This window comes from Kribbella sp. NPDC050124, from assembly GCF_044460355.1.
GTDB lineage: Bacteria > Actinomycetota > Actinomycetes > Propionibacteriales > Kribbellaceae > Kribbella.
The window spans coordinates 1-24372 of the sequence record NZ_JBITJU010000023.1 but is presented as its reverse complement, the minus strand read 5'-3'; the positions used below and the strand labels follow the sequence as shown (position 1 = coordinate 24372).

The window sequence follows — 24372 nt, the reverse complement described above, 5'->3', positions numbered from 1 at the left end:
CGACTTAGATGGTGGTGGTCACCACGTGCTGGCCCTGGAGCGTCCTGACCTCCACCGACTTCACCTGATCGATCGGCACCAGCACACCGCCACCGAACCGGCTGCCTTCCCGGGCTGCCTTCTCCGAGATCAGCCAGGTGCCCGCTACCCACGTCTTGCCGGCCTTGTCGGTCACGACCATCTCGCACTCGGCTCCGGCCTTCAGACCGTTGACCTGCACCTGGATCCAGCTCCACCCGGCGCGCGGCTCCACTGTGGTCGCCATCCTCGTACCTGTGGTGCTGTCGGTCGCCACCGCGTGCTTCGACCCGGCCACCGGTTGGTCAGCAGGGTCCACGCTCTGCCTGCCGATCAGCACGCCGCCAGCGAGCGCACCGGCGACTACGACAACCGCAGCAGCGACCAGTAGCCAGGGCGAGCGCCGCTTGGCAGGCGGCGCGGCAGCAGTCCGCACCTCTCGCAAGGTGCGCTGCAGCAGCAGGTCGCCGTCCGGTGGCGGACCATCGAGGAAGGCCTCCGGCGGTACCTCGCCGAGGAACTCCTTCATCTCCTCCAGCTCGGCCAGCTCCGTGCGGCACTCCGCACAGGTGGCCAGGTGCTCGTCGACCTCGCGGGCCTCGTCGGGCTCCAGGGCGCCAAGGGCGTAGGCGCCAAGCTGTGAGCGGTCGTGCTCAGTCATCGGGACACCTCCGCTCCTGGTCCGGGCGCCATCACCGCGCGTAGAGCTCGGAGGGCGTAATACGATCTCGATTTCACGGTACCGGGCGGCACACCCAGTTCCTTGGCTGCCTCGGCCACCGACCGGCCGCGGTAGTACAGCTGCACCAGCACCTCACGATGCTCCGGTGACACCTGGTCCAGCGCGTCCAGCACCACCATGGTGTTCACCACCGACTCGGAGTGGTCCGCCTCGACCGGCGGCCGGTCCTCCACGTCGCCGACCTCCGTCGGCCGGACAGCCCGCGCCCTCGCCCGGTCGGTGACGATGTTGCGGGCCACGGTGAGCAGCCATCCACGCACTGATCCCTTGCCCGCCGTCAGGTCGTCCGCATGCTTCCACGCCCGGAGCAGCGTCTCCTGTACGACGTCCTCCGCGGCTGCACGGTCACCGGTGAGCCGGGTCGCGTACGCGAGCAGGCTGCGGCCGTGTTCGGCGTACAAGGAGCGGACCAGCGCCTCGCCGGTCTCCGGACCCCGGTAGTCACCCACCGTCCGCACGATACCGGGAACAGTGGGCGACCACACCGGGACGACATCAGTAGCCGTAGCCATCGCCACTACCGGACGACGGCTGCTTGGTGACCTTCTTGCCGTCAGAGCCCACAACCCACCAGACACCACCGACCGCCTGACCCTTGGCCTCGCCGGACTTGCTGTCGCTGGCGAACAGGTACAGCGGCAGTCCGCCCAGGGTCAGCTGCTTGCTGCCGTCGCTGCGGGTCACGGTGCCGACCAGGGAGGCGGTGATGCCGTCGAGCTGCGGAGTGCCCTCGCCGGCGGGCACTGCCGGCCACTTGGCGAGGCAGTCGCCTTCGCAGTTGGACTTGCCGGAGGTGTCCTTGTCGAACACGTACACGGTCCGCCCATTGCCGTCGACAACGATCTTGCCGAGGTCGCCGACCTCCGCGACGGCCAGCTTCGTCCCGCTGCTCGCCGTACTGGCGGCCGGCCCGCTCGCCGGTGTGTCACTCTCGTCACCGCAGGCGGTCAGCCCGGCCAGGCCGAGTACGAGCACAGCGACGACACTGCCCAGACGCTTCATGATGGTGTCCCCTCGAAGTCGGTGATCGACACCACCCACACGTCCGCGGTCCCGGACCGGTTCAACTCCGGCAGGAGTCCACCCCGGGCAACCCGCTGACGATCGTCACCCAGGTCGGCGGCGACGGCTACAACGGCCCGTCGCACTTCACCTTCGACGTCGACGGCGACCTGATCGCCTCGATGACGATCACCGCTTGATCGTTCAAACGCTCGACAGATCCGGTCTGGACCTATTCTCGGTTCATGAGGCTGTCAGCGCGCCGCTACCTACGGTTGCCGAAGCGGGCGACCCCGCCGGACCTGTCGGTCGCCGAGGCGGCCCTGCTCGTCTTCGGCGAGGTCGGCCCGGCAGCCACCGGCGGCACGATCCTCGAGCTCGCTCAGCTCGGCGCCGTACGGCTCGACGAAGGGCCGGTCGAGGGCTCGCCGCAGACCGTCGTCCTGGTCGACCCCGGCGCCGCCGTCGAGGAGCACCACCAGGTGCTGCTGAAGGGCATGTTCCCGCTGCTCAAGCCGGGCGACAGCCGGATGCTGCGCCGCGGCCGCAAGGACAACGTCCGGATGCTCGGCGCGCACGACAAGCTGCGGCAGGCCGTCGAAACGCGGGTAGTCGAGCAAAGCTGGTACTACCGGACGCCAGTCCCCGGAAGCATCGGGCGGCTCCTGCGCCGGACCAGACTGCTCGGGTGGGGCATCCTCACGCCGGCCGGTCACGCGATGGTGGACAACGTTCTCGGCTTCCGGAGGTACGTCGGCACGCTCGAAGCCGGCCAGATCCGGCAGGCCGAGCTGATCCGGTTCCTCCCGTGGGCGCTCGCGCTGGGGTTGCACCATCGCTGGGAGCAGCTCGCAGCCGGTCTGCCCACCGATGACGACGAACCGGTCAGCTGGTGGAGCGCCACCGGGATGTTCCGGCTCGGCCCGTTCCGGCGTGGGCTGGCCGCGTTCGCCGACGCCGCGACGCTCCGAGCCGCCGAGGACACGAAGTACAGCTACGGCCTCTGGGACTACTACGACGCCCAGGGCGACGTGTACTTCGACGGCGGCTGGGGCGGTGGCTCCGACCACGGCAGCAGTGGCGACCACGGCAGCGGTGGTGGCGACAACAGCTGGTGAACGGTCAGACCGGCTCGGGCTCGCGGATCCGCTGGGAGATCACCGACGACACACCGTCGCCGCGCATGGTCACGCCGTACAGCGCGTCGGCGACCTCCATGGTGCGCTTCTGGTGCGTGATGACGAGCAGCTGGCTGTTCTCCCGCAGCTCCTCGTAGAGCTCCAGCAGCCGGCCGAGGTTGGTGTCGTCCAGCGCCGCCTCGACCTCGTCGAGGATGTAGAACGGCGACGGCCGGGCCTTGAACAGCGCGACCAGGAACGCGACGGCGACCAGTGACCGCTCGCCACCGGACAGCAGCGACAGCCGTTTCACCTTCTTGCCCGGCGGACGCGCCTCGACATCGATGCCGGTGGCAAGCATGTCGTCCGGGTCGGTGAGCACCAGCCGGCCCTCACCGCCGGGGAACAGCCGGCTGAACACGTGCTGGAAGGCGACTTCGACGTCCCGGTAGGCCTCGGTGAAGACCTGCTCGACCCGCTCGTCGACCTCCTTGACGATGTCCATCAGGTCGCGCCGGGACTTCTTCAGGTCGTCGAGCTGCTCGGACAGGAAGCGGTGCCGCTCCTCCATCGCCTCGAACTCCTCCAGCGCGAGCGGGTTGATCCGCCCGAGCTGGTTCAGCGCCCGCTCGGCCTGCTTGAGCCGCTTCTCCACCTTGGTCCGGTTGAACGGCTCGCCCTCGAGCTCGAGGGTGTTCTCCTCGCCGTCCTTCGGCAGCGGCGGCACCAGCTGGTCCGGGCCGTACTCCGCGACCAGCGCGTCGACCTCGATCCCGAGCTCGCCCAGCGCCTTCTCGTACAACGCCTCGAGCCGCATCTTCTGCTCGGCCCGCGCCAGCGCGTCCCGGTGCACGGTGTTGGTCAGCTGCTCCAGCTCGGAGCTCAGGTTCCGCGTCGCCGACCGGGCCTGCGCCAGCGCCTGCTCGCGGTCCGCCCGCTGAGCCTGGATTGCGGCGCGCTCGGACGCAGCCAACTGCAGCGAGGACTCCAGTCGAGCCAGCACGTGACCGGCGGCCAGGTGAACAGCCTGAGCCGCCTCCGCCTGCCGCGCCCGACGGGCAGCCCGAGCGATCGCCCGTGCCCGCGCCTCGCGCTCCTGCCGCGCCGCACGCTCCAGCGAGTCCGCACGGCCGGCCAGCGCCCGCGCCCGCTCCTCGGTGGTCCGCAGCGCCAGCCGCGCTTCCATCTCGGCCGCCCGGCCCGCCTTGGCCGCGTCCGCCAGGCGGTCGCGCTCGCCGGTGTCCGGCTCGTCGCCGTCGTCGTCGAACTGCTCGGCGTCGGTGAGGCGCTCCTCCAGCTCGGCCAGGCCGGACAGGTTCCGGTCGCGCTCCTCCTCGGCCGCCGCGATCGCCTCGGCCATCCGCTGCGCCTCGCCGCGGGACGCCTTGGCCAGTGACCCGAAGTGCGCGAGCTGCTCGGCCACTGCGGCCATCGCCGCGTCCGACTCGTGCAGCCGGGCCAGTGTGATCTCGACCGTGTCCTTCTGCCGCGTCCGCTCGTCCTCAAGAGTCTGCAGCTCGAACCCCAGCCGCTCGCTCCGCGCCGTGGCCTCGGTCAGCTTCTCCGCCGCCTCGTCGACCGCGGACTGCACCTCGATCAGGCTGGGCGCCGCGTCCGATCCGCCGTACGCGAAGTGTGCTCCCAGTACGTCGCCGGCGCGGGTGGTGCAGGTGACGTCGGGCAGATGCCGGACCAGCGACTGAGCCGCCGGTACGTCGTCCACCACGGCCACCTTCCGCAGCAGCCGCCGCAGCGCAGGGCGCAGGCCGTCCGGGCAGTCCACGACGTCAACGGCGTACGACGCCCCGTACGGCAGCTGGGGCCAGGTCCTGTAGTCGTCGGCCGGCGCGTCACCCAGCAGCATCCCGGCCCGGCCGAGGTCGTGCTGCTTCAGGTGACCGACGGCCTGGAGAGCAGCATCGGTGTGAGTGACCGCGACGGCGTCCGCAGCCTCACCCAGAGCGGCCGCGATCGCGGTCTCGTAGCCGGAGCGCACGCTCAGCAGCGCCGCCACCGACCCCATCAGGCCGTTGACCTGCTCGGAGGCGGCCAGGAGGGCGCCGGCGCCGTCCTTGCGGTTCAGGCCGAGCTCGAGGGCTTCCTTACGGGCCGCCAGACCGGTGCGCTCGCGCTCGGCGTCACGCTCCTCGGCGCGCACCTTGGCCAGCCGCTCGTCCATCTCGTCGAGGACCGCCTGGGCCGCCTCGTACTCCTCGTCGAGACCCCGCTCACCGGCGTCGAGGCCGGCCACCTGAGTCTCCAGCGCGGTGAAGTCGTGCTGGGCCTTGCCCGCCCGGGCCTCCGCCTCCCGCATGTTGCTCGCCAGCCGGCCGATCTCGGACTCGGCGGCGGCCGCGCGGCTCTTCAGCGCGTTCACCTGGCCGGTCAGCCGGGCCAGGCCCTCGCGCCGGTCCGCCGCGGCCCGGATCAGCGCCGCAATCCGGCGCTCCTCCTCGGCCTCCTGCGACTCCAGCTGCTGGCGCCGCTCGACCGCCTCGGCGAGCAGCTCCGAGTGCGCCTCGACCTCGGCCTCGATCTGGGCCTCGGTCTCGCGGACCCGGGCCGCCTCCAGCTCGAGCTCCTCAGGGTCCCGCCCGGCCCGCGGCTCCTCGGCCTCGTCGTTCAGCGACCGGATCCGGTCTGCCGCGATCCGCGCCGTACCCTTGACCTTCTCGCCGAAGCCGGACAACTGGTACCAGGTGTCCTGGGCCGCCTGCAGGGCCGGCGCGTCCTCGCGCAGCGCGTCCTCCAGCTCGGCCTCGAGTTCCCGGGCCTCGCGCAGCTTGGCCTCGGTCTCGGACCGGCGCTCGGTCAGCCGCGCCTCGTCCTTGAGCTCGGCCTCCAGCACGGACTGCGCCTGGACGATGTCGTCGGCCAGCAGTCGGGCCCGGCCGTCCCGGACCTCCGCCTGGATCGTCACCGCGCGGCGCGCCACCTCCGCCTGGCGCCCGAGCGGTTTGAGCTGGCGGCGGATCTCGGTGATCAGGTCCCCGAGCCGGTTCAGGTTGCCCTCGGTGGCCTCCAGCTTCCGGATCGCCTTTTCCTTGCGCTTGCGGTGCTTCAGGACACCGGCCGCCTCCTCGACGAACCCGCGCCGGCCCTCCGGCGTGGCGCGCAGGATCGAGTCGAGCTGGCCCTGGCCGACGATGACGTGCATCTCGCGGCCGATCCCGGAGTCGCTGAGCAACTCCTGGACGTCGAGCAGCCGGCAGCTCTGGCCGTTGATCTGGTAGTCGGACCCGCCGTTGCGGAACATCGTCCGGCTGATCGTCACCTCGGCGTACTCGATCGGCAGCGCGCCGTCGGTGTTGTCGATCGTCAGCACCACCTCGGCGCGGCCCAGCGGGGCGCGGCCGGAGGTGCCGGCGAAGATGACGTCTTCCATCTTGCCGCCACGCAGCGACTTCGCGCCCTGCTCGCCCATCACCCAGGCGAGGGCGTCGACGACGTTGGACTTACCGGAGCCGTTCGGGCCGACGATGCAGGTGATGCCCGGTTCGAAGTTCATCGTCGTGGCCGACGCGAACGACTTGAAGCCTCGGAGCGTCATGCTCTTCAGGTACAAAGCGAAGCTCTCCAACCCGTGAAAGGACAGACGATACCCAAGGAACCGTCGTAACTGCTCGTGACGCTGCCGCTACCCGGGGGAAGTAGTTCCGCTTCGCAGTCTACAAAGACATTTCAGCGAACCGTTGGAGGCCGACCGACAGATTGATCGGCAACGGTGTGGGAGCTCAACATTCAGTGGACATAGAACCGGCGGGGGCCCGGACGGGGGCCACCGCCGTGGTTGTGCGGACGGTAGAGATGGAACTCTGGTGTCTGCGGCTCGGGTCCTCAGACCGAAGCGGGGGCGCGCAGAGCCTCGTCGACTGTCAGCAGCCGGCCCTCGTGGACCTGTGCGACGAGGTGGTCGTTCTCTGCCTGCAGGCGCATCACGTGCGCCTCCAGATCGGCGACACGCCGGTTGAGCAGTCGAACCTGCTCGAGCATGCGCGGGTCAGTGCCTCCAAGGTGCCCTAGAAGAGCCTTGGCCATTGTGCTGTCCTCCGGAAGGGTTCTGGCCTGTGAGCGCCCCTGATCCCCGGAGCGCCTAAAACAAATAATGTGTGCCGTCTTTCAGGGTGACACCGGTGGGCCCGACGGTCAACCTGGGCCCACACTCTTTAACGATACCTCTCTTACCAGCGGGCGTGGCGAGGCACCGGCTGGCATTTGGGACACCGGTACGACGAACGGTTCATGAACGGCTCGCGACGGATCGGCCGGCCGTCCCGCGGGCACGGCGAACCCTCTTGTCCGTAGACGTTCAGGCCCCGTTCGAAGTACCCGGACTCCCCGTTCACGTTGACGTACAGAGCGTCGAAGCTGGTCCCGCCGACGTCGAGCGCGGCGGCCATCACCTCGTGGGCGTGGCGGAGAATCTCCTTTGCTTGCACGGGTTTCAGTGTGTCGGTGGCCCGGGCGTAGTGCAGCTTGGCGCGCCACAACGCTTCGTCGGCGTAGATGTTGCCGATCCCGCTGACCACGTTCTGGTCGAGCAGGGCCCGCTTCAGCCCGGTCTTGCGGCGCCGGATCGCGGCCACCGCGGCGTCCGGATCGAACAGAGGATCGAACGGGTCCCGGGCGATGTGGGCGATCTCGGCCGGTAACTCAGCGCCACCGTCGGAGTAGGACAGACCACCGAACATCCGCTGGTCCACAAAACGGACCTCTCCGCCGTCGTCGGCGAACCGGAACCGGACCCGCAGGTGTGGCTCGTCCGGCGCGCCGACCGGCTGGACCCGGAGCTGGCCGCTCATGCCGAGGTGGGTGAGCACCGCGTCCCCGGACTCCAGCGGCAGCCACAGGTACTTGCCGCGCCGGGCCGGTTCGGCGAACACCTGGCCCTTGAGCCGGGCCACGAAGTCGTCCGGCCCGGCGGCGTGACGCCGTACCGGGCGGGGGTGCAGGACCTCGACGGCGTCGATGGTCCGGCCGGTGGTGAACTGCGCCAGACCGCGGCGGACGACCTCTACCTCAGGAAGCTCGGGCACCTCAGGACTGCGAGGGGTCCGGGCTGTCCGGGTGCGCGGCGCGCAGGGCCTTCCAGGCGGTCTCGGCGGCCTGCTGCTCGGCTTCCTTCTTGCTCCGCCCGATGCCGTGGCCGTAGGTGTCGGAGCCGATCCGGACCCGCGCCTCGAAGGTCTTGGCGTGGTCCGGGCCGGACTCGGCGATCACGTACTCCGGGACGCCGACGCCGAGCTGGGCGACCAGCTCCTGCAGCGACGTCTTCCAGTCCAGGCCGGCGCCGAGCCGGGCCGAGGACTCCATCAGGTCGTCGAACAGCTTGTGCACGACCCGGCCGGCGGTCTCGAACCCGCGGTCCAGGTAGACGGCGCCGATCAGCGCCTCGACGCAGTCGGCCAGGATGGACGACTTGTCCCGCCCGCCGGTCGCTTCCTCGCCCCGGCCGAGCCGCAGGTACTTGCCCAGCTTGAGCTCGCGGGCGACACCCGCCAGCGCGCGCATGTTGACCACGGCGGCACGCAGCTTGGCCAGCCGGCCCTCGGACAGGTCCGGATGGTTGCGGAACAACGACTCCGTGACGATGACGCCGAGCACGGAGTCCCCCAGGAACTCCAGTCGCTCGTTCGTCGGCAACCCGCCGTTCTCGTACGCGTACGAGCGGTGGGTGAAGGCGTGCTCCAGTAAGTTGTCAGCCAGCGATACGCCGAGCCGCTGGTTCAGCTCGGCGTAGAGCCCCGTTTCGTTGGCAGAGTTCACTGGGTTGGTGCCGTTTAGCTCTCGACGACCTGGCGACGCTCGCCCTTGGCGCCGTACTGGCCGCAGGTCGGGCAAAGGGTGTGCGGCAGGTGCTTCGCGCGGCAGGCGGGGTTCACGCAGGTGACCAGCGACGGGGCAGTGGTCTTCCACTGGGCCCGGCGGCTGCGGGTGTTGCTGCGCGACATCTTCCGCTTCGGAACGGCCACGGTTATGACTCCTCGGTTCGGCCGGGGGCTGGTGAACCCGGCCGGCTGGCTGACGTGATGATCGGTATCTAGTTGTCCTGCGGTCGTTCGTCCTGCTGGAGCAGGCCGCTGAGCGCGGCCCAGCGCGGGTCGACTGCCTCCTCGTGCTTGTGGCCGGGCTCGTCCGCCAGGCGCACCCCGCAGTCGGGGCACAGTCCCGGACAGTCGTCCGTACACAAGGGCTGGAAGGGCAGCGCAAGCACCACCTGGTCCCTCAGCACCGGCTCGAGGTCGATCAGATCGCCCTCCATCCGGCTGGCCTCGTCCGCTTCGGCTTCGCTCTCCGGGTAGACGTACAGCTCCTGGACGTCAGCGAGGAACTCGTCCTCGATATCGACCAGGCACCGCGCGCACTCCCCGACCAGACGACCGCGGGCCGTTCCGGTGACGAGCACCCCCTCGACCACCGATTCCAGCCGTAGATCGAACTGGATCGGATCGCCTTCGGGGACGCCGATCACGTCGATTCCGAGATCTGCCGGAGCCGGTGCCGTGAAGGTGACTTCGCGCTGGGACCCGGCGCGGCGTGTCAGCTCGTGCGTGTCGATCACGAGTGGGGACCGCGGGTCCAAGACGCTCAGGACATCCCTTTCAAGGCGTGGGCAGGCAGGATCTCGGTCTCGTCGAGACCGGTGGTCAACATTACCAAGCCGGCGCCCGAGTGCCCAATTCGGGGCGATTCTAGAGTTTCTGCAGTAACCGCGCGTGAACACCCGGCGGCACGAAGGAGGCGACCTCGCCACCGAGCCGGGCGATCTCCTTGACCCAGCTGGAGGAGATGAAAGCGTTCTCCGAGCGGGTCGGCAGGAACATCGTGTCCACCCCGGTCATGGCGTGGTTCAGCTGCGCCATCTGCAGCTCGTAGTCGTAGTCCGCGGCCGAGCGCAGCCCCTTGACGATCACGCCGGCGCCCTGGGCCCGGCAGTACTCGACCAGCAGGCCCTCGAAGGTGTCGATCCGGACGTTCGGGTACGGCGCGGCGACCTCGGTCAGCATCGCGATCCGCTCGTCCACCTCGAACATCCGTTGCTTGGACAGGTTCACCCCGGCGGCGACGATCACCTCGCCGAAGGCGGCCGACGCCCGGGCGATGACGTCGAGGTGCCCGTTGGTGGGCGGGTCAAATGTCCCCGGAAAGACCGCCGTGCTCATGGCGGTGACCGTACCAAAGCCGGGCCTCGCCGTACTTGCGGTCCCGCAGCGCGGCAAACCCGGCCGGCCACTCCCACGGCTCCCGTTTCCCGCGCTCGACCACGACCACCGCGTCGTCGGCCAGCCATCCGTTCCCCGCCAGCGCGACCAGGATGTCCTGGAGGTCGCCGGTCTCCAGCTTGTACGGCGGGTCGGCGTACACCAGATCGAACACCGCCGGACCGGCCCCGGTGACCAGCTTCTCCACCGGCCGGGTGAGCACGGTCGCCCCGGGCAGCCCGACCGTCCGGACGTTCGCCGTGATCACCTCGGCGGCCCTGCGGTCCGACTCGACGAGCACGACCCGCGACGCTCCACGAGACAACGCCTCGAGCCCGATCGCCCCGGATCCGGCGTACAGATCGAGCACCGCCAGACCGTCGAAGCTGCCGAACTCCGACTCCAGCGACGAGAACAGCGCCTCCCGGACCCGATCCGCCGTCGGCCGCGTCCCGGTCCCCGGCGGTACGGCGATCCGCCGCCCACCGGCCGCGCCTCCGACGATGCGCGTCACGTCTTCTCCAGGTACTCGGTGGTCTCGGACTCCAGCGCGTTGCGCACGAACGACCTGAGGGCCGGGTACTCGGCCAGCTCCGCGTCCACCGAGACGATCGAGTTGGCCACCTGCCGCGCGGCGAAGATGACGTCTTCGTCCCGCAGCACGCTGAGCAGCTTCAGGCTGCTCCGCCGCCCGGACTGCGCCACGCCGAGCACGTCGCCCTCCCGACGGGTCTCGAGGTCGATCCGGGACAGCTCGAACCCGTCCGTCGTCGACGCGACGGCATCCAGGCGCCCGTACGACTTCGAGCCGGCCCACTGATCGGTCACCAGCAGGCACAGCCCGGGCACCCGGCCCCGGCCGACCCGCCCGCGCAGCTGGTGCAACTGAGAGATGCCGAACCGGTCGGCGTCCATGATCACCATCGTCGAGGCGTTCGGTACGTCGACGCCGACCTCGATCACCGTGGTCGCGATCAGCACGTCGACCTCGCCGGCCGCGAACCGCGACATCACCGCGTCCTTCTCGTCGGCCGGCAGCCGCCCGTGCAGGATGTCCACCCGCAGGTCGTGCAGGATCTCGGCCAGCGCCTCGGACACCTGCAGCACCGAGATCGGCGGGCGGGCCTGCTTCTTCGGCCCGTCGCCGTCCTCGTCGCCGGCGACGAACTCGCCTTCCTCGTCGGCGGCGTTCTTCACGTCGTCGCCGATCCGCGGGCAGACGACGTACGCCTGGTGGCCCTTGCCGACCTCCTCACGGACCCGCTGCCAGGCCCGCTGCAGCCAGTCCGGCTTCTCCTTGGCCGGGACCACGGACGACTGGATCGGCGACCGCCCGGCGGGCAGCTCGGTCAGCGTCGACACGGCGAGATCGCCGAACACGGTCATCGCGACGGTCCGTGGGATCGGGGTCGCGGTCATCACCAGCACGTGCGGCGTGTTGTCGCCGGACTTCGTGCTCAGCGCCGCCCGCTGCTCCACGCCGAACCGGTGCTGCTCGTCCACGACCACGAGCCCGAGGTCGGCGAACTGCACCTTGTCCTCGAGGAGGGCGTGCGTGCCGACCACGATCCCCGCTGCCCCGCTGGCCGCGTCGAGCATCGCCGTACGGCGGGCTGCCGCGCCCAGCGACCCAGTCAGCAGGCCAACGCGAGTCGCCCGCTCCGCGCCGCCGAGCATGCCCTCCTCGGCGAGGTCGCCGAGCATCTTGGTGAGCGTCTTGTGGTGCTGGGTGGCCAGGACCTCGGTCGGCGCGAGCAGGACGGCTTGGCCGCCGGAGTCGACCACGGACAGCATCGCCCGCAGCGCGACGACGGTCTTGCCGGAACCGACCTCGCCCTGCAGCAGCCGGTGCATCGGGTGCGGCCGGGCCAGGTCCGCGAAGATCTCCTCGCACACCTCGGACTGCCCCTCGGTGAGCGTGAACGGCAGCCGCTGGTCGAACTCGTCGAGCATGCCACCGGCGGTCCGCGGCCGCGGTACGGCGCTCAGCGCGTCGGTGACCGCCCGGCGCTGGGCCAGGATCGTCTGCATCACCAGCGCTTCCTCGAACCGGAACCGGTGCTGGGCGTCGCGGATGTCCTTCTCGGTGTCCGGCAGGTGCACCTTCTGCAGCGCCTCGCGCAGCCCGAGCAGCTTCTCGTTGCGCCGGATCAGGTCCGGGACCGGGTCGTCGAGGTTGTCGTCCAGGCTGTCCAGGACGATCTTGACCGACCGCTCGATCGTTGCGGTCGGCAACTTGGCGGTGGCCGGGTAGAGCGGCCGGAACGGCCGGGCCCGGCGCTCGATCTCGGCCTCGGTCAGGTCCTCGTCGTCGAGGATCTCGGTGCCCGGGCTCTTCAGCTGCATGATGTCGCGGAACATCGTCACCTCGCCCCAGAACAGGGCGGCGGTGCCGGGCGTCAGCTTGGTCGCCAGCCAGGGCTGGTTGAAGAAGGCCAGCTCCAGGTCGCGGCGGCCGTCGGTGACGACGACCTTCGTCAGCGTCCGGCGCCGGGCCCACTTCTGGACGTCGGCGAGCGGGATCTCGGCCTTGGTGTCCAGCGAGCGGACGTTGACCCGCTTGACCCGGCCGTTCACGGTGGCCTGGTCGCCGACCTCGAGCTCGTCGAACGGGGTCAGTTCACCCTTCTTCAGGTAGCGGCGCGGGTAGTGCCGCAGCAGCTCCCCGACCGCCTCCAGGCCGAGCACTTCCGCGAAGGTCTTGGCCGTCCTGGCACCCAGGAAGTCGCGGAGCTTCCGGTCCATATCCGTCTTCATTCCACCCCGATCAGCAACGGGTACCTTTCCTGACCTCCGTCGTACACCACGACATCGACATCTTTGCGGTTCCGCCGTACGTGCCGCTCCACCGCTTCGACCAGAGCGGGCTCCGCGTCCCGCCCGGTGACGATCGTGAGCAGCTCGCCACCGCCGCCGAGCAGCCGGTCGACCACGCCGATCGCGGCGTCCTCCAGGTCCTCGGTGATCAGCGCGAAGTCGCCGTCGACCACGCCCAGGGCGTCGCCGGTGCGGCACATCCCGGCCATCGTCCAGGCGTCCTTGACCGCGATCGTGACCGCGCCGTGCCGGGTCTGCCCGGCCGCGGCGGACTGGTGGACGACGTCGTCGTCGAAGCTGCGCCCGGGGTCGTGGACGGCGATCGCCGCCAGCCCCTGGACCTGGGCCCGGGTCGGGATGACGGCGACCCGGATCCCGTCCTGCCGGGCCGCGGTCGCGGCGGCCTCGGCGACCGCGATCGAGTCCTTGTCGTTCGGCAGCAGCACGATCTCCGGCGCCTGCGACTGCTCGATCGCCTGGAGCAGCTCACCGGTCGAGCACCGCCGGCCAGGCCCGCCGGTGATCGTGTGCGCGCCCGCCTCGGCGAACAGCGCGGCCAGCCCCTCGCCGGCCACGACCGCGATCACCGCGCGGCCCGGAGCGGGCTCGTGCTGGTGCGCCTGATCGGCGAAGTGGGTGACCCGGATCCGGTGCGGCCGGCCGATGTCGATGCCCTGCTCGATCGCCGCGCCCACGTCGTCGGTGTGGACGTGCACGTTCCACAGGCCGTCACCGCCGACGACCACGACGGAGTCGCCCAGCCCGGCCAGGGTCTGCCGGAAGTCGCCGACCTTGTCGTCCGGCGCGTCCAGCAGGTACATCACCTCGTACGCCGGGCCGTCCTGGCTCTCGGCGCTCTCCCCTTGCGGCTCCACTCGAGCCGGTACGTCGACCCGCACGTGCCGGCCGGTCAGCACTGACTCCATCGCGCCGAGGATTACGACCAGGCCGGCTCCCCCGGCGTCCACGACCCCCGCGCGCCGCAGTACGTCGAGCTGCTCGGTCGTCTTGGTGAGCGCCTGGCGGGCAGACGCGACCGCGGCCAGGCAGACGTCGGCGAGGCTCTTGCTGTCGTTGGCGACTGTCATCGCCCCGCTCGCGGCGGCCCGGGCGACGGTGAGCATGGTGCCCTCGACCGGCTGCGCGACCGCGCCGTACGCGGCGTCTGCGGCGTACCGGAGGGCGTCGGCGAAGGCGACGGCCTCGCTCATCCGGGGATCGGCCAGTACGGCGTTCTCGTCGGCGTCGGGGTGTCGCGGCAGGTTCTCGGCCAGCCGGAGGCCGAAGGCGCGGACGAGCTGGGAGGTGATGACGCCGGAGTTGCCGCGGGCGCCGAGCAGAGCGCCGCGGCCGAACGCCTGGACCGCCTCGACGAAGGTCAGCTCACCCGCGGGCAGCGCGTCGCAGGCGGCCTCCCAGGTGAGGTAGAGGTTGGTCCCGGTGTCGCCGTCCGGCACCGGGTACACGTTCAGCTCGTCGATCTCGGTCCGCGCCCGGCCCAGCTCGGCCAGCGCGGTCCGAGCCCAGGCCCGCAACACCTCGACGGTCAGTTCCTCCACGCCCGGAAGGCTAACCGGTCCGCTTACCATGTGCTGTGCTCTCCCCGATCTTGTTCTCGGTTGCTGCCGACAGTTACGAGTGGGCGGTGCGGGAGATCCGGGCCGAGTTCGGCCGGGAGGTGCGGATCGAGCGGGTCAGCGGCGACCTCGGGCGGGTCGCCGGTCCGCCGGTCGAGGAGCTGGCCGCGGTGTGTGACGCCGGGCGGATCATCTTCGTCCGGCACCTGACCACGGAGGTCGCGAGCTTCGACGAACTGCCGCCCGACTACGAGCTCGCAGATCTGGTGCTGGGCGAGCTGCCCGACTACCCGAAGGCACTCGCCGTTCAGGCCTGGACCGACGGAGCGGGCACCGGCGGCTCGTACTACCACCGGCTGCACGACGCGCTCGCGGGCCGTGGGGTGACGGTCACGCGATCCGGCCAGGAGGTTGTCGTCTCCTGCTTCGTCGGGCGCCGGGGCATCCTGCTCGGCATCAATCGCCTCGAGCACAGCCTGTCGGACTGGCCGGGTGGGCGGATGCGGCTGGCTCGGTCGGAGGACCGGGTGTCCCGCTCGGAGTTCAAGCTGGAGGAGGCGATCGCCACCTTCGGGCTGGAGTTGCCCGCCGGCGGGAAGGCGGTGGATCTGGGCGCCTCGCCGGGCGGCTGGACCCGGATCCTGCGGCTGCACGGGCAGGAGGTCTGGTCGGTGGATCCTGGCGCGCTGGACCCGCGGCTGCGCGGTGACCGCCGGATCCACCACGCGGCGACGACGGCCGGGCGGTTCTTCGCGGAGAACCGGGTCCGCTTCGACGTGGTGGTGAACGACATGCGGATGGATCAGGTCATGAGCGCCCGGATGATGGTCGACGCGGCGGCGCACCTGCGCCGGGGCGGGCTGGCGGTGGTGACGCTCAAGGGTGGCGGGAAGAACCCGCTGGAGGGCGCCCGGCGCGGGATGGACGTGCTGCGGCAGGAGTACGCCGTACTGCACGCGCGGCAGCTGCATCACAACCGGAACGAGATCACCGTCATCGGCAAACGTGAATAGGCGCCCGGGATGATCCCGGGCGCCTCTTCAGGCCCTACAACGGAGAAAGCTGGGGTCAGCCGACGACGCGCTGGACCTTGCCGGCCTTGATGCAGGACGTGCAGACCTTCAGGCGGGTCGGGGTGCCCTTGATGAGCGCCCGGACCGGCTGGATGTTGGGGTTGAACCGCCGGGGCGTGCGAGCCTTGACCCGGCGGATCATCGCGCCCTTACCCAGGCGGGCAACGTTGTTGCCGAACGTCGGCTGCTTGCCGCAGACATCGCACTTCTTAGACATGATTCTCCGTGTTCAGGGTCGTGACACCGACAGACCATGTTACATGGGCGTCTGCGCACGACCAATTCGGCTCGAGACGTGGTTCGGCTGTGTGTTCAGGCTGTGCGTTCAGGCTGTGAGCCAAGCCACTTCCTCGTCGGTGAGGTCCACCGACAGCCCCGGCATCGAGGTCCTGGTCTCGCTGATGTGCCGTGGCCCGATCAGCGGGAACACCGGGTACGGCTGGTGCAGCAACCAGGCCAGCGCGATCGCCGTCGGCTCGACGCCCTTGGCGGCGGCGAGCTCCCGGGCGCGGTCGAGCCGCTGGAAGTTCTCGTCGGAGTAGAAGCAGCGGACCAGTTCCTCGTCCGAGCGGTCCTCCGGCTTGGCCCGTCCGGTGAAGAACCCGCGCGCCTGGCTCGACCATGGGAACAGCGCGACCTGCCGGTCCCGCAGCCACGCCTGCGACTCGTCGTCGGCGACGTGCCGGCAGCCCTTCCACGGTACGTCGTACGCCCGGGCGAGGCTGAGGTGGTTGCTCAGCAGGGTGAACGGCTGCTTGCCGTTGGCCTCGGCGTACGCTCCTGCCTCGTCGAACCGCGAGGTGGACCAGTTGGAACCGCCGTACGCCTTGATCCGGCCGGCCTTGAAGTGCTCGTCCAGGACGTCGACGAACTCACCGACGGCGATGTCCTCGTTGTCGCGGTGCATCAGGTAGAGGTCGACGTGGTCGGTCTGCAGCCGCTCGAGGCTCTCGTGCAGCTGCCGGGTGATCGACTCGGGGTCGCAGTGCGGGGTGTGCGCGCCCTTGCCGATGACAACGACCTGGTCGCGGTTGCCGCGGGAGGTGATCCACTGGCCGAGCAGCTTCTCGCCACGTCCGCCGCCGTAGATGTAGGCGGTGTCGAACGTGGTGCCGCCGCGCTCGACGAAGTCGTCGAAGATCGCCGCCGCGTGGGTGAGCGTCTGCTGGTTGTCCACGCCCATGACGAGCCTGGACACGTCCTTGTCCAGACCGGGCACGCGGCCGTACTTCATCGGGGCGTCAGCGCGCTTGGCCAGCGGCCGTCCGGTCGCGGTCGGGATGATCGCGTCGTCCCGCTCGCTCGCGTACTGCTGCCCGATCGCCTTGCGCCACTCGTCCTGGACGGTCAGGTTGCCGAGGGTGTCGGCCCAGCTCATCTCGGGCGCCTGCCGCTGCTCGATCGCGGCCGCGACCGCCTCGGCTTCGGCGGCGTAGATGAGGGCGGGGTCGGCGGAGATGTCGCGCGGCTCCTCCCCCACCTTGTGCAGGGTGACGTGGGTCGGCTTGCCGTCGCCGCCGAACCACGGGTCCTCGATGACCAGGTAGCCCTCGCTGCCGAAGATGCGGACCTGGTTCTGGTCCTGCAGCCGCACGCCGGTGCTGACCTGAGCGGTCACGCCACCGTCGAAGAACAGCGTCGCCACCGACCACTCGTCGGCGCCGGTCTCGCCGACGTGACCGACCGCGGTCACCGCGGCGGGGTCGGCGTACGGCTGCCCGGTCGCGGCGCCGGCGATCAACCGGGCGTACGACACCGGGTACCCGCCGACGTCGAGGATCCCGCCACCGGCGAGTTCGTCGGCGAAGATCCGGCTCTCCGGCCGGAACCCGGCGGCGAACGCGAACGTGGCCTGGATCTGGTGGACGGTGCCGAGCTCGCCGTCACGGACCAGCTGGGCGACCAGCTTGGTCTGCGGCAGGCAGCGGTACATGTACGCCTCCATCAGGAAGACGTTGTTGGCGACCGCGGCCTCGATCATCGCCTCGGCCCAGGCCTTGTTGATCGCGAGCGGCTTCTCGCACAGCACGTGCTTGCCGGCTTCGGCGGCCTTGATCGCCCACTCCGGGTGCATCGGATGTGGGGTGGCGATGTAGACCGCGTCCACGGTCTCGTCGGCCAGCAGGTCGTCGTACGAGCCGTGCCGGTTCTGGATGTCGTACTTGTCCGCGAAGGTGTTGGCCGAGTCGATCGACCGGCTGCCGACGGCGACGACCGTGTTGGCCGCCGACGTCGGCACCTGGCCGGCGAACCGGGACGCGATGTTCCCGGTGCCGATGATTCCCCAGCGGAGCCTGGTGTCAGTCAAGAGGTGTCCCGTTCGGTTGAGGGGTCAGAATTTCATCGCGCCGGCGGCGATGTCGGCGATGAAGTGGCGTCCACCGATGATGAAGACGCCGATGAGTGGGATCACACTCATCAAAGCACCTGCCATCACCATGGAGTAGTCGGTTCCGTAAATGCCGTTCAGCTGCTGCAGCGCGACCTGGAGCGGGAGCTTGTTCGGGTCGGTCATCACGATCAACGGCCACAGGTAGTCGTTCCAGACGTTGATGAAAGTGAAGATGCCCAGGAACGCCAGACCGGGCCGCAGCACCGGGATGCCGACGGTGAGGTACTGGCGGAAGAAGCCGGCGCCGTCGACCTTGGCGGCCGCGATGAGCTCGTCGGGGATGGCGCCGCGGGCGTACTGGCGCATCCAGAAGATGCCGAACGCGTTCGCGGCACCGGGAATGATGAGCGCCTTCAGCGACCCGATCCAGCCGAACTCGGCCAGCGTCACGAACTGCGGCACCAGCGACAGCTGCGCCGGGATCATGAACGTTGCCAGCAGCAACCCGAAGAGCCAGTTGCGGCCGGGGAACTCGTACTTGGCGAACGCGAACGCGGCCAGTGAGTCGAAGAACAGCACCAGCACGGTGACCGCGACCGAGACGATCAGGGTGACCAGCATCGAGCCGAAGAAGTCGATGTTGTCGAGCACCTTGCCCATGTTCTCGAACAGGTGCGAGCCGATCACCAGTTTCGGCGGGTAGCTGAAGATGTCCGGGGTGGTGTTGGAGGCCATCACCACCATCCAGTAGAAGGGGAAGATCGACAGTACGACGCCGAACATCAGCACCACGTGGCTGATCAGGTTGCGGGTCCGGTCAGCTCGCATCGGCGGTCTCCTTCACGTTGCGGCGGGCGGCGCGCCGGCCGATCCGGTCCTCGCCACCGCCGATCAGCCTCCAGTTGATGATGCTGAACAGCACGATCAGGATGAACAGGGCCCAGCCGATCGCGGCGCCGTACCCGAACTGGTTGTCCAGGAACGCGCTCTCGTACAGGTACGACACGATCGTCATCCCAGCCCCACCCGGGCCGCCGGTGTCACCGAGCAGCACCTGGGACTCGGTGAAGATCTGCAGGCCGCCGATGGTCGAGGTGACCGCGGTGAACAGGATCACCGGGCGCAGCAGCGGGACCGTGATCCGCCAGAACGTCTGCCGCGGTGAGGCGCCGTCGACCTTGGCGGCTTCGTAGACGTCGTTCGAGATCGCCTGCAGGCCGGCCAGGAAGATGATCGCGTTGTAGCCGACCCAGCGCCAGGTGACGATGGTGGCGATCGCGATCTTGATCCCCCAGGGCTGGGTGAGCCACTCGATCTTGGTCAGCCCGATCGACTGCAGGAACGCGTTCAGCAGGCCGAAGTTGTTGCTGAAGATCGAGCCGAACACCATCGTGACGGCGACGATCGAGGTGACGTTCGGGATGAAGTACGCGATCCGGTAGAAGCTGCGGAACCGGGTCGCGTTGTGCAGCGCGTTGGCGATCACCAGCGCCAGCAGCAGCATCGGCACGGTCGAGAGCACCCAGATGATGAGCGTGTTCCCGATCGACTGCCAGAACTTCGGGTCGGCGAGCAGGTAGTTGTACTGCTCCAGCCCGACCCATTTCATCTCGCCGATGCCGTCCCAGGAGTGGAACGAGATCCAGATCGAGAACAGGATCGGGAACGCGCCGAACACCGCGAACAGGATGAAGAACGGCGAGATCGCGGCGTACTGCGGCAGTGCCTGGCGGTACTTGCCCGGTGGCTTCTGACCGGGCTCCTTGGTGGTGCTGATCGTGGCCGGGAGTGTCTTGCTGGTCACTGCCATCTCAGATCGCCCCCGCTCGGGTGAGTTCGCGTTCGACCGACCGCTGCGCGTCGGCCCACGCCTGGTCGGGCGACTTGCCGGCGGTCTCGACGTTGACGAGCTCGGCGGCGATCGGCGAGCCGATGATCGAGTCGTACGGGCTGAAGTAGGCGCCCGGGTACTTCTTGGCGGACTCGCCGAAGACGTCGACGATCCGCTGGCCGCCGAAGAACGGGTCCGGCGCGGTCATCCGCTCGTCGGTGTAGCTGGCCGGCGTGGACGGGAACAGCACCGGGTCCAGGAACGCCTGGGCCTGGTTCTTCGACGACTCCAGCCAGCTGATGAAGGCGAACGCGGCTTCGGGGTTCTTGCAGTACTTCGTGATCGCCAGGAAGGATCCGCCGCGGTTGCCGGCACCACCAGGAGCTGCCGTGACCCGCCAGAGTCCCTTGGTCTTCGGGGCCGCGTTCTTCGGCCCGAGCTGGGCCCACCAGACGGCCGCGTTGTAGGCGACGAGCTTGCCGTTGGTGACGACTGCGTCGGCGTCGGTCGTGTCCTGCTGCGCGTTCGCGGACAGCCCTTCCTTGACCACCCGGATCGCGAGGTCGAACTGTTCGCGGATGTGGTCCTGGTCCCCGATGTACTGGCCGTCCTCGGTCATGTAGCGCTTGGACTGCTGCGCGAGCGCGTAGCTGTAGATGCCGGTGATGTTGTCGGTGATCGCCGAGCCGGGCACGGCAGCCTTCAGCTTCTTGCCGAGCTCGATGTAGGCGTCCCAGGTCGGCGCCAGCTCGGCGACCGCGGCGGGATCGGTGTCGATCCCGGCCTTCTGGAGCATGTCCGTGCGGTAGAACAGCGCGGTCGGCCCGGTGTCCATGGGGTAGGCCATCATCTTGCCGTCGGGGGTGATCCCGAGCTTCCACTTCCAGGCCAGGAAGTCGGACTCGTGCTCGTCGGCGCCGAGGCTCTTGAGGTCGACGAACTGGTCGGCGTTCGGGAAGTAGGTCGCGACGTCGTCGTTGATGGCGACGATGTCCGGGACCAGCGACTTGCCGGCCAGCGAGGTGAGCACCTTGGTCTTGTAGCTGGTGCCGATCCGGGTCATCGCCAGGCGCATGCCGTCGTACCCGGGAATCGCCTGCTCGGCCTGGCCGATCAGGTCGTCGTTCACCGAGCCGACCCAGGTCCACATGCTGAGCTCGTCGGACCCGCCGAGCGAACTTCGGCCCCCGCAGCCGGTGAGGCCGGCGGTGCTCGCGGCGGCGCCTAGCGCCAGGAACTTCCTTCTGCTCACTGTCATACGCCTTCACCTGGCGCTTTCTGTGTTCATTTCCGCCGGAAGTTGTCCATAATTGTTCAGGCACCGACTAGGTAAGCGCATACCGCTGAACCGGTCAAGGCCCCATCGTTGCCGCCTCCGGTCACCAGGCGCGGGACTGACAGGATGGCGGCATGATCTCCGCCGTACTCTTCGACGCCGACGGCGTCATCCAGCGCCCGACCATCGACTGGTGGTCCCGGCTGACCTCGTTCGTCCCCGCCGACGGCGCCGCGTTCGTCGCCGACCTGATGGCGGCGGAGAAGCCGAGCCTGGTCGGGAAGGGCGACTTCCGGGAGGCGGTGGCCGAGGTCCTGCGGCGGTGGGACTCGCCGGTGTCCCTGGAGGACGCGCTGGAGCCGTGGACCTGGTTCGCGGCCGAGCCGTTGGTCGTCTCGTTGATTGCCGAGCTGCGCGCTTTGGGCATTGGTTGCCACCTCGCCACCAACCAGCAGGCGTACCGGCGGGCGATCATGCAGGACGAACGCGGGTACGGCGAGTGGTTCGACCAGACCTTCTACTCGTGCGATCTCGGGCTGGCCAAGCCCGATCCGGCGTACTTCCGGTCCATCCTCGGCACCCTGGAGATCCCCGCGTCGTCGGTGCTGTTCATCGACGACAACGAAAGCAACGTGGCAGGTGCTCGGAGCGTCGGACTGCACGCCGAGGTGTACGACCTGTCGTCCGGCGTGGACACGCTGACTGCGCTGCTTCGCCAGTACGAACTCTTGTGATGTCTCCGCGGTTGTGGCATCGTCGCCCGGCAGATGACAACGTAGGACAGTCACCAGCCGCTCCTGGAGGCACCGCATGTCCGATCGACGACGTCTCACCCGCCGCCATGCCCTCGGCCTGACCGCCGGCGTCGGTCTTGGCTCACTAGCTCCGTCCTTCACACTTCCCTCGTTCGCCGGCCCGGTGTCGTCGTACCCGAAAGGCCAGCGGCCACGGCTGCTGAACGTTCTGGACGAGTCGACCCTGAGCCTTGCCGAGCGCACACTCGCGACCACGCTGCAGGGCCTGCTGGCTCGGGGCGGCAGCGAGACGCTGTACCTGAACATCCCCTCGCTCGGCTACCAGTTCTGGCTCGACGACCTGGTCTCCCGGTACGGCGTCCAAGCCCGCGCCGGTGACCTGTGGAAAACCGTCGGCCGGTCGCGCGTCGACGGATATGTTCTCTTTCGAACGGGCACCCCGTCGGTCAATGTGGCGACCACGCTCGCCGGGCTGACAGGTGCTGTGGCTGTCGAGGAGAGCTTGGAGGCACTCGCGATCCGGAACGGGTTGCGCAAGGTCCTGGACGTGCGGGACAAGGACGACCGTTGGGTCCTGGACAACTACTGGCCCCGGTTGCGGCACGACGTCGCGATCGAGCAGCGAGCAGACATTCCGGAACGACTGCGGGACTACGTCACGATGGCGGGGACGCTCGCCTTCTTCGACGGCAACTCGGCCTTCCGGGCCGAGGTGGTCGACGCGCTCGACGACGACGCGACGGTGATCGGCTGGGGCGATGCGTCGCAGGGCGAGGACAAGTTCATCGGTCCCAACTCCGACGCCGGCGTCAAGGCGATCCCTGCCGACCACGCGCGCAACCTGTCGGTGTTGTCCGGTATCCGCGAAGACCGGTTGAGTCAGGGCGGAGGGGGTGGGGGGAGGGTCCCCGAACCGGATCCGAACGCCCACTACGTGACCTTCCTGATCACCGACGGCGACAACATCCAGTGGATGCTGGGCGACTTCCCCACCGACAAACGCTGGTTCGGCAGCCCGCTGCGCGGCCAGGTGGATCTCGGCTGGGGCATCTCCCCCTCACTCATCGACCTGGCCCCGTCGGTGATGCGCTGGTACTACGACCAGTCCGTCAAGGACCGCTGGGTCGTAGGCCCCTCAGGTGGCGGCTACATGTACCCGAGCCGCTACCCGGCAGCCGCCCTCGACAAGCACACGTCCTCCTTGGCGAGCTCCATGGAACGCGCCGACCTGTCCGCCGTCCAGATCATCGACTTCGACTCCTTCCAGGACAAGCGACTCTGGTCGTCGTACCTGAAGCACCCTCAGATCGACGGCCTCATCTACCTCGAGTACTCCCGCTACGACAGCCACAAGGGCAAGGTCGTCTGGTCCGAAGGCAAACCCGTCATCTCGGCGCGCACCATGCTCTGGGAAGGCCTCGAAGGGGCTGACGAGGCCTCGGTCACCACCGAACTCAACACCGCCACCCGCAACCCTCGCTCCACCGCCGGCTACTCGGTCGTGTTGTGGCACGCGTGGAGCAAGTCCGTCGACAACGTGATGACTGTCGTCAACGGCCTTGCTCCTCACGTGAAGATCATCCCGCCAGACACCTTGGTGAAGATGGTCGGCGAGTACGCCAAGCCCTAGGCGGTCAGAGCTCGCGGTAGTAGACGGCGACCGGGAGCTGGACGCAACCGAGGCTTTCGTAGAGGGCTCGGGCCGGTGCGTGGAAGTCATCGCCACCGGCGCCGATCTCAACGACCTCGGCGTCCAGCTCTCGCATCGCACCGAACGCGTGCTCACACAGCGCGGTGCCAACTGATCCTCGCCGCTGCTCGGCTGCGACAGCCAGGATCGTGACGGTGCCGTTCCGGCGAGCCGGGTCGACGCTCCACGCGACGTACCCGGCCAGTACGTCGCCTTCTTCGGCAACCGCGACGTACTTGTGTTGACCGGGATCGTGGAGCCCGGCGACCTGCCGGCGGTAGTCGCCGCGCCAGTCACCGTGCTGGTTGGCGAAGATCACCTCGCCGACCAACGGCCGGAACGACTGCTCGTAGAACGGCCCGAAGGTCTCGATAGTCAGCTCGGTGAGCCGAGCGAGGTCAGCATGAACGTACGAACGAATGAGCATGAAGTGTGCCTCTCGCACTGAAGGGGAATCGGGCAGGACCTGACCCGTCCGCGCTGACAATGCAGCGGCGGGTCACCTTCAGCGGCGAATACGCCAGGCAGCGAAACACTCCATGCGCCCCATGCTACGGGCGCCAACGTCGTCGATCAGCTCGCCCGACGTCTCCCACTCGCCGGACCTTGCAGCCAGGCGCTCCTGCTCGCCGAGCTGGGGCTCGACAGACGGCCGACACCAGCACCAGCACCGACATCGCCACCGACGTTGGCATGCGGAGGCAACTGCCGCCGGCTCCCAGTTCGAAACTTCGGGCTCCACCGGTCAGCTCATCGGTCAGCAGACACCCGTTCGTGCCTGACGTGGCGGAGGCGTGGAGCAGTCGCTGCCGCCGCCGCCATCGCACCCATCTGGCTGTACCCATGTGATCGAGCGGTTGGACGAGCTTCGGCTTCAGCTGACATGGCCGTAGGACCTGCGGGTGACACGGGCGTAGGACCTGCGGGCGGGAGAGTGAC

General features: G+C 69.1%; 24 protein-coding genes. 4 read left to right on the top strand and 20 right to left on the bottom strand.

Annotated features, from left to right (window positions below):
- Positions 1-4: 4 nt before the first annotated feature.
- From ACIBL3_RS36565 to ACIBL3_RS36550, 4 genes are read right to left on the bottom strand one after another with little or no spacing between them, the layout of a single operon-like run.
- Positions 5-679 (bottom strand): anti-sigma factor family protein, encoded by a 675-nt coding sequence (locus ACIBL3_RS36565; RefSeq protein WP_396358474.1) that lies wholly within the window; start codon positions 677-679, stop codon positions 5-7.
- A complete protein-coding gene (locus tag ACIBL3_RS36560; RefSeq protein WP_396358473.1) occupies positions 676-1209 on the bottom strand; it encodes a sigma-70 family RNA polymerase sigma factor in 534 nt (177 codons plus the stop codon). The genes ACIBL3_RS36565 and ACIBL3_RS36560 overlap by 4 nt, the downstream gene beginning before the upstream one ends.
- Before the next feature lie 46 nt (positions 1210-1255).
- The gene (locus tag ACIBL3_RS36555) at positions 1256-1762 is read right to left on the bottom strand and encodes a hypothetical protein (RefSeq protein WP_396358472.1); all 507 of its coding nucleotides are present in this window, start codon (positions 1760-1762) and stop codon (positions 1256-1258) included.
- Positions 1759-1908, bottom strand: a complete 150-nt coding sequence (locus ACIBL3_RS36550) for a hypothetical protein (RefSeq protein WP_396358471.1) — start codon at positions 1906-1908, stop codon at positions 1759-1761. The genes ACIBL3_RS36555 and ACIBL3_RS36550 overlap by 4 nt, the downstream gene beginning before the upstream one ends.
- A 99-nt stretch (positions 1909-2007) precedes the next feature.
- On the opposite strand from ACIBL3_RS36550, the gene ACIBL3_RS36545 reads away from it, so the two are divergent.
- The gene (locus tag ACIBL3_RS36545; protein WP_396358470.1) at positions 2008-2880 is read left to right on the top strand and encodes a hypothetical protein; all 873 of its coding nucleotides are present in this window, start codon (positions 2008-2010) and stop codon (positions 2878-2880) included.
- A gap of 4 nt (positions 2881-2884) precedes the next feature.
- On the opposite strand, the gene smc is transcribed toward ACIBL3_RS36545, so the two are convergent.
- From smc to ACIBL3_RS36495, 10 genes are all read right to left on the bottom strand, one after another.
- Entirely contained in the window at positions 2885-6445 is a 3561-nt protein-coding gene (smc, locus tag ACIBL3_RS36540) for a chromosome segregation protein SMC (protein WP_396358616.1), read from the bottom strand.
- 272 nt (positions 6446-6717) lie between these two features.
- Positions 6718-6873, bottom strand: coding sequence for a hypothetical protein (locus tag ACIBL3_RS36535; protein WP_233712037.1), 156 nt, complete (start codon positions 6871-6873; stop codon positions 6718-6720).
- Positions 6874-7061: 188 nt separating this feature from the next.
- On the bottom strand, positions 7062-7916 hold the full coding sequence (gene mutM / locus ACIBL3_RS36530; RefSeq protein ID WP_396358469.1) for a bifunctional DNA-formamidopyrimidine glycosylase/DNA-(apurinic or apyrimidinic site) lyase: 855 nt from the start codon (positions 7914-7916) through the stop codon (positions 7062-7064).
- A 1-nt stretch (position 7917) separates the two neighbouring features.
- Entirely contained in the window at positions 7918-8646 is a 729-nt protein-coding gene (gene rnc / locus ACIBL3_RS36525; RefSeq protein WP_396358468.1) for a ribonuclease III, read from the bottom strand.
- Between the two features lie 14 nt (positions 8647-8660).
- Entirely contained in the window at positions 8661-8852 is a 192-nt protein-coding gene (gene rpmF / locus ACIBL3_RS36520; RefSeq protein WP_396358467.1) for a 50S ribosomal protein L32, read from the bottom strand.
- 68 nt (positions 8853-8920) lie between these two features.
- The gene (locus ACIBL3_RS36515; RefSeq protein ID WP_396358466.1) at positions 8921-9442 is read right to left on the bottom strand and encodes a YceD family protein; all 522 of its coding nucleotides are present in this window, start codon (positions 9440-9442) and stop codon (positions 8921-8923) included.
- 130 nt (positions 9443-9572) lie between these two features.
- Complete coding sequence (gene coaD / locus ACIBL3_RS36510) at positions 9573-10043, bottom strand: pantetheine-phosphate adenylyltransferase (protein ID WP_396358465.1); 471 nt, start codon at positions 10041-10043, stop codon at positions 9573-9575.
- Positions 10012-10596, bottom strand: a complete 585-nt coding sequence (gene rsmD, locus ACIBL3_RS36505) for a 16S rRNA (guanine(966)-N(2))-methyltransferase RsmD (RefSeq protein ID WP_396358464.1) — start codon at positions 10594-10596, stop codon at positions 10012-10014. The genes coaD and rsmD overlap by 32 nt, the downstream gene beginning before the upstream one ends.
- A complete protein-coding gene (gene recG, locus ACIBL3_RS36500; RefSeq protein ID WP_396358463.1) occupies positions 10593-12839 on the bottom strand; it encodes an ATP-dependent DNA helicase RecG in 2247 nt (748 codons plus the stop codon). The genes rsmD and recG overlap by 4 nt, the downstream gene beginning before the upstream one ends.
- The gene (locus ACIBL3_RS36495) at positions 12836-14458 is read right to left on the bottom strand and encodes a DAK2 domain-containing protein (protein ID WP_396358462.1); all 1623 of its coding nucleotides are present in this window, start codon (positions 14456-14458) and stop codon (positions 12836-12838) included. Before ACIBL3_RS36495 ends, recG begins: the two co-directional genes overlap by 4 nt.
- 35 nt (positions 14459-14493) lie before the next feature.
- Between ACIBL3_RS36495 and ACIBL3_RS36490 the strand changes: the two genes are divergently transcribed.
- Positions 14494-15489 carry an SAM-dependent methyltransferase gene (locus ACIBL3_RS36490; RefSeq protein ID WP_396358460.1) on the top strand — a complete coding sequence of 332 codons (996 nt, stop codon included), beginning with the start codon at positions 14494-14496 and terminating at the stop codon, positions 15487-15489.
- Between the two features lie 55 nt (positions 15490-15544).
- On the opposite strand, the gene rpmB is transcribed toward ACIBL3_RS36490, so the two are convergent.
- The 5 genes from rpmB to ACIBL3_RS36465 all read right to left on the bottom strand — a co-directional run bounded on the left by rpmB (position 15545) and on the right by ACIBL3_RS36465 (position 20970).
- Complete coding sequence (gene rpmB, locus ACIBL3_RS36485) at positions 15545-15766, bottom strand: 50S ribosomal protein L28 (RefSeq protein ID WP_131355194.1); 222 nt, start codon at positions 15764-15766, stop codon at positions 15545-15547.
- Between the two features lie 108 nt (positions 15767-15874).
- The gene (locus tag ACIBL3_RS36480; protein ID WP_396358459.1) at positions 15875-17857 is read right to left on the bottom strand and encodes an aldo/keto reductase; all 1983 of its coding nucleotides are present in this window, start codon (positions 17855-17857) and stop codon (positions 15875-15877) included.
- 24 nt (positions 17858-17881) lie between these two features.
- Entirely contained in the window at positions 17882-18709 is an 828-nt protein-coding gene (locus tag ACIBL3_RS36475; protein ID WP_396358458.1) for a carbohydrate ABC transporter permease, read from the bottom strand.
- Entirely contained in the window at positions 18699-19691 is a 993-nt protein-coding gene (locus tag ACIBL3_RS36470) for a carbohydrate ABC transporter permease (protein WP_396358457.1), read from the bottom strand. Before ACIBL3_RS36470 ends, ACIBL3_RS36475 begins: the two co-directional genes overlap by 11 nt.
- Before the next feature lies 1 nt (position 19692).
- The gene (locus tag ACIBL3_RS36465) at positions 19693-20970 is read right to left on the bottom strand and encodes an ABC transporter substrate-binding protein (RefSeq protein ID WP_396358456.1); all 1278 of its coding nucleotides are present in this window, start codon (positions 20968-20970) and stop codon (positions 19693-19695) included.
- A gap of 152 nt (positions 20971-21122) precedes the next feature.
- Here ACIBL3_RS36465 and ACIBL3_RS36460 point away from each other — a divergent pair, with 152 nt between their 5' ends.
- Positions 21123-21722, top strand: a complete 600-nt coding sequence (locus ACIBL3_RS36460) for an HAD family hydrolase (RefSeq protein WP_396358455.1) — start codon at positions 21123-21125, stop codon at positions 21720-21722.
- Positions 21723-21798: 76 nt separating this feature from the next.
- Positions 21799-23373 carry a GxGYxYP domain-containing protein gene (locus tag ACIBL3_RS36455; RefSeq protein ID WP_396358454.1) on the top strand — a complete coding sequence of 525 codons (1575 nt, stop codon included), beginning with the start codon at positions 21799-21801 and terminating at the stop codon, positions 23371-23373.
- 4 nt (positions 23374-23377) lie between these two features.
- On the opposite strand, the gene ACIBL3_RS36450 is transcribed toward ACIBL3_RS36455, so the two are convergent.
- A complete protein-coding gene (locus ACIBL3_RS36450) occupies positions 23378-23860 on the bottom strand; it encodes a GNAT family N-acetyltransferase (protein ID WP_396358453.1) in 483 nt (160 codons plus the stop codon).
- Between the last annotated feature and the right edge of the window lie 512 nt (positions 23861-24372).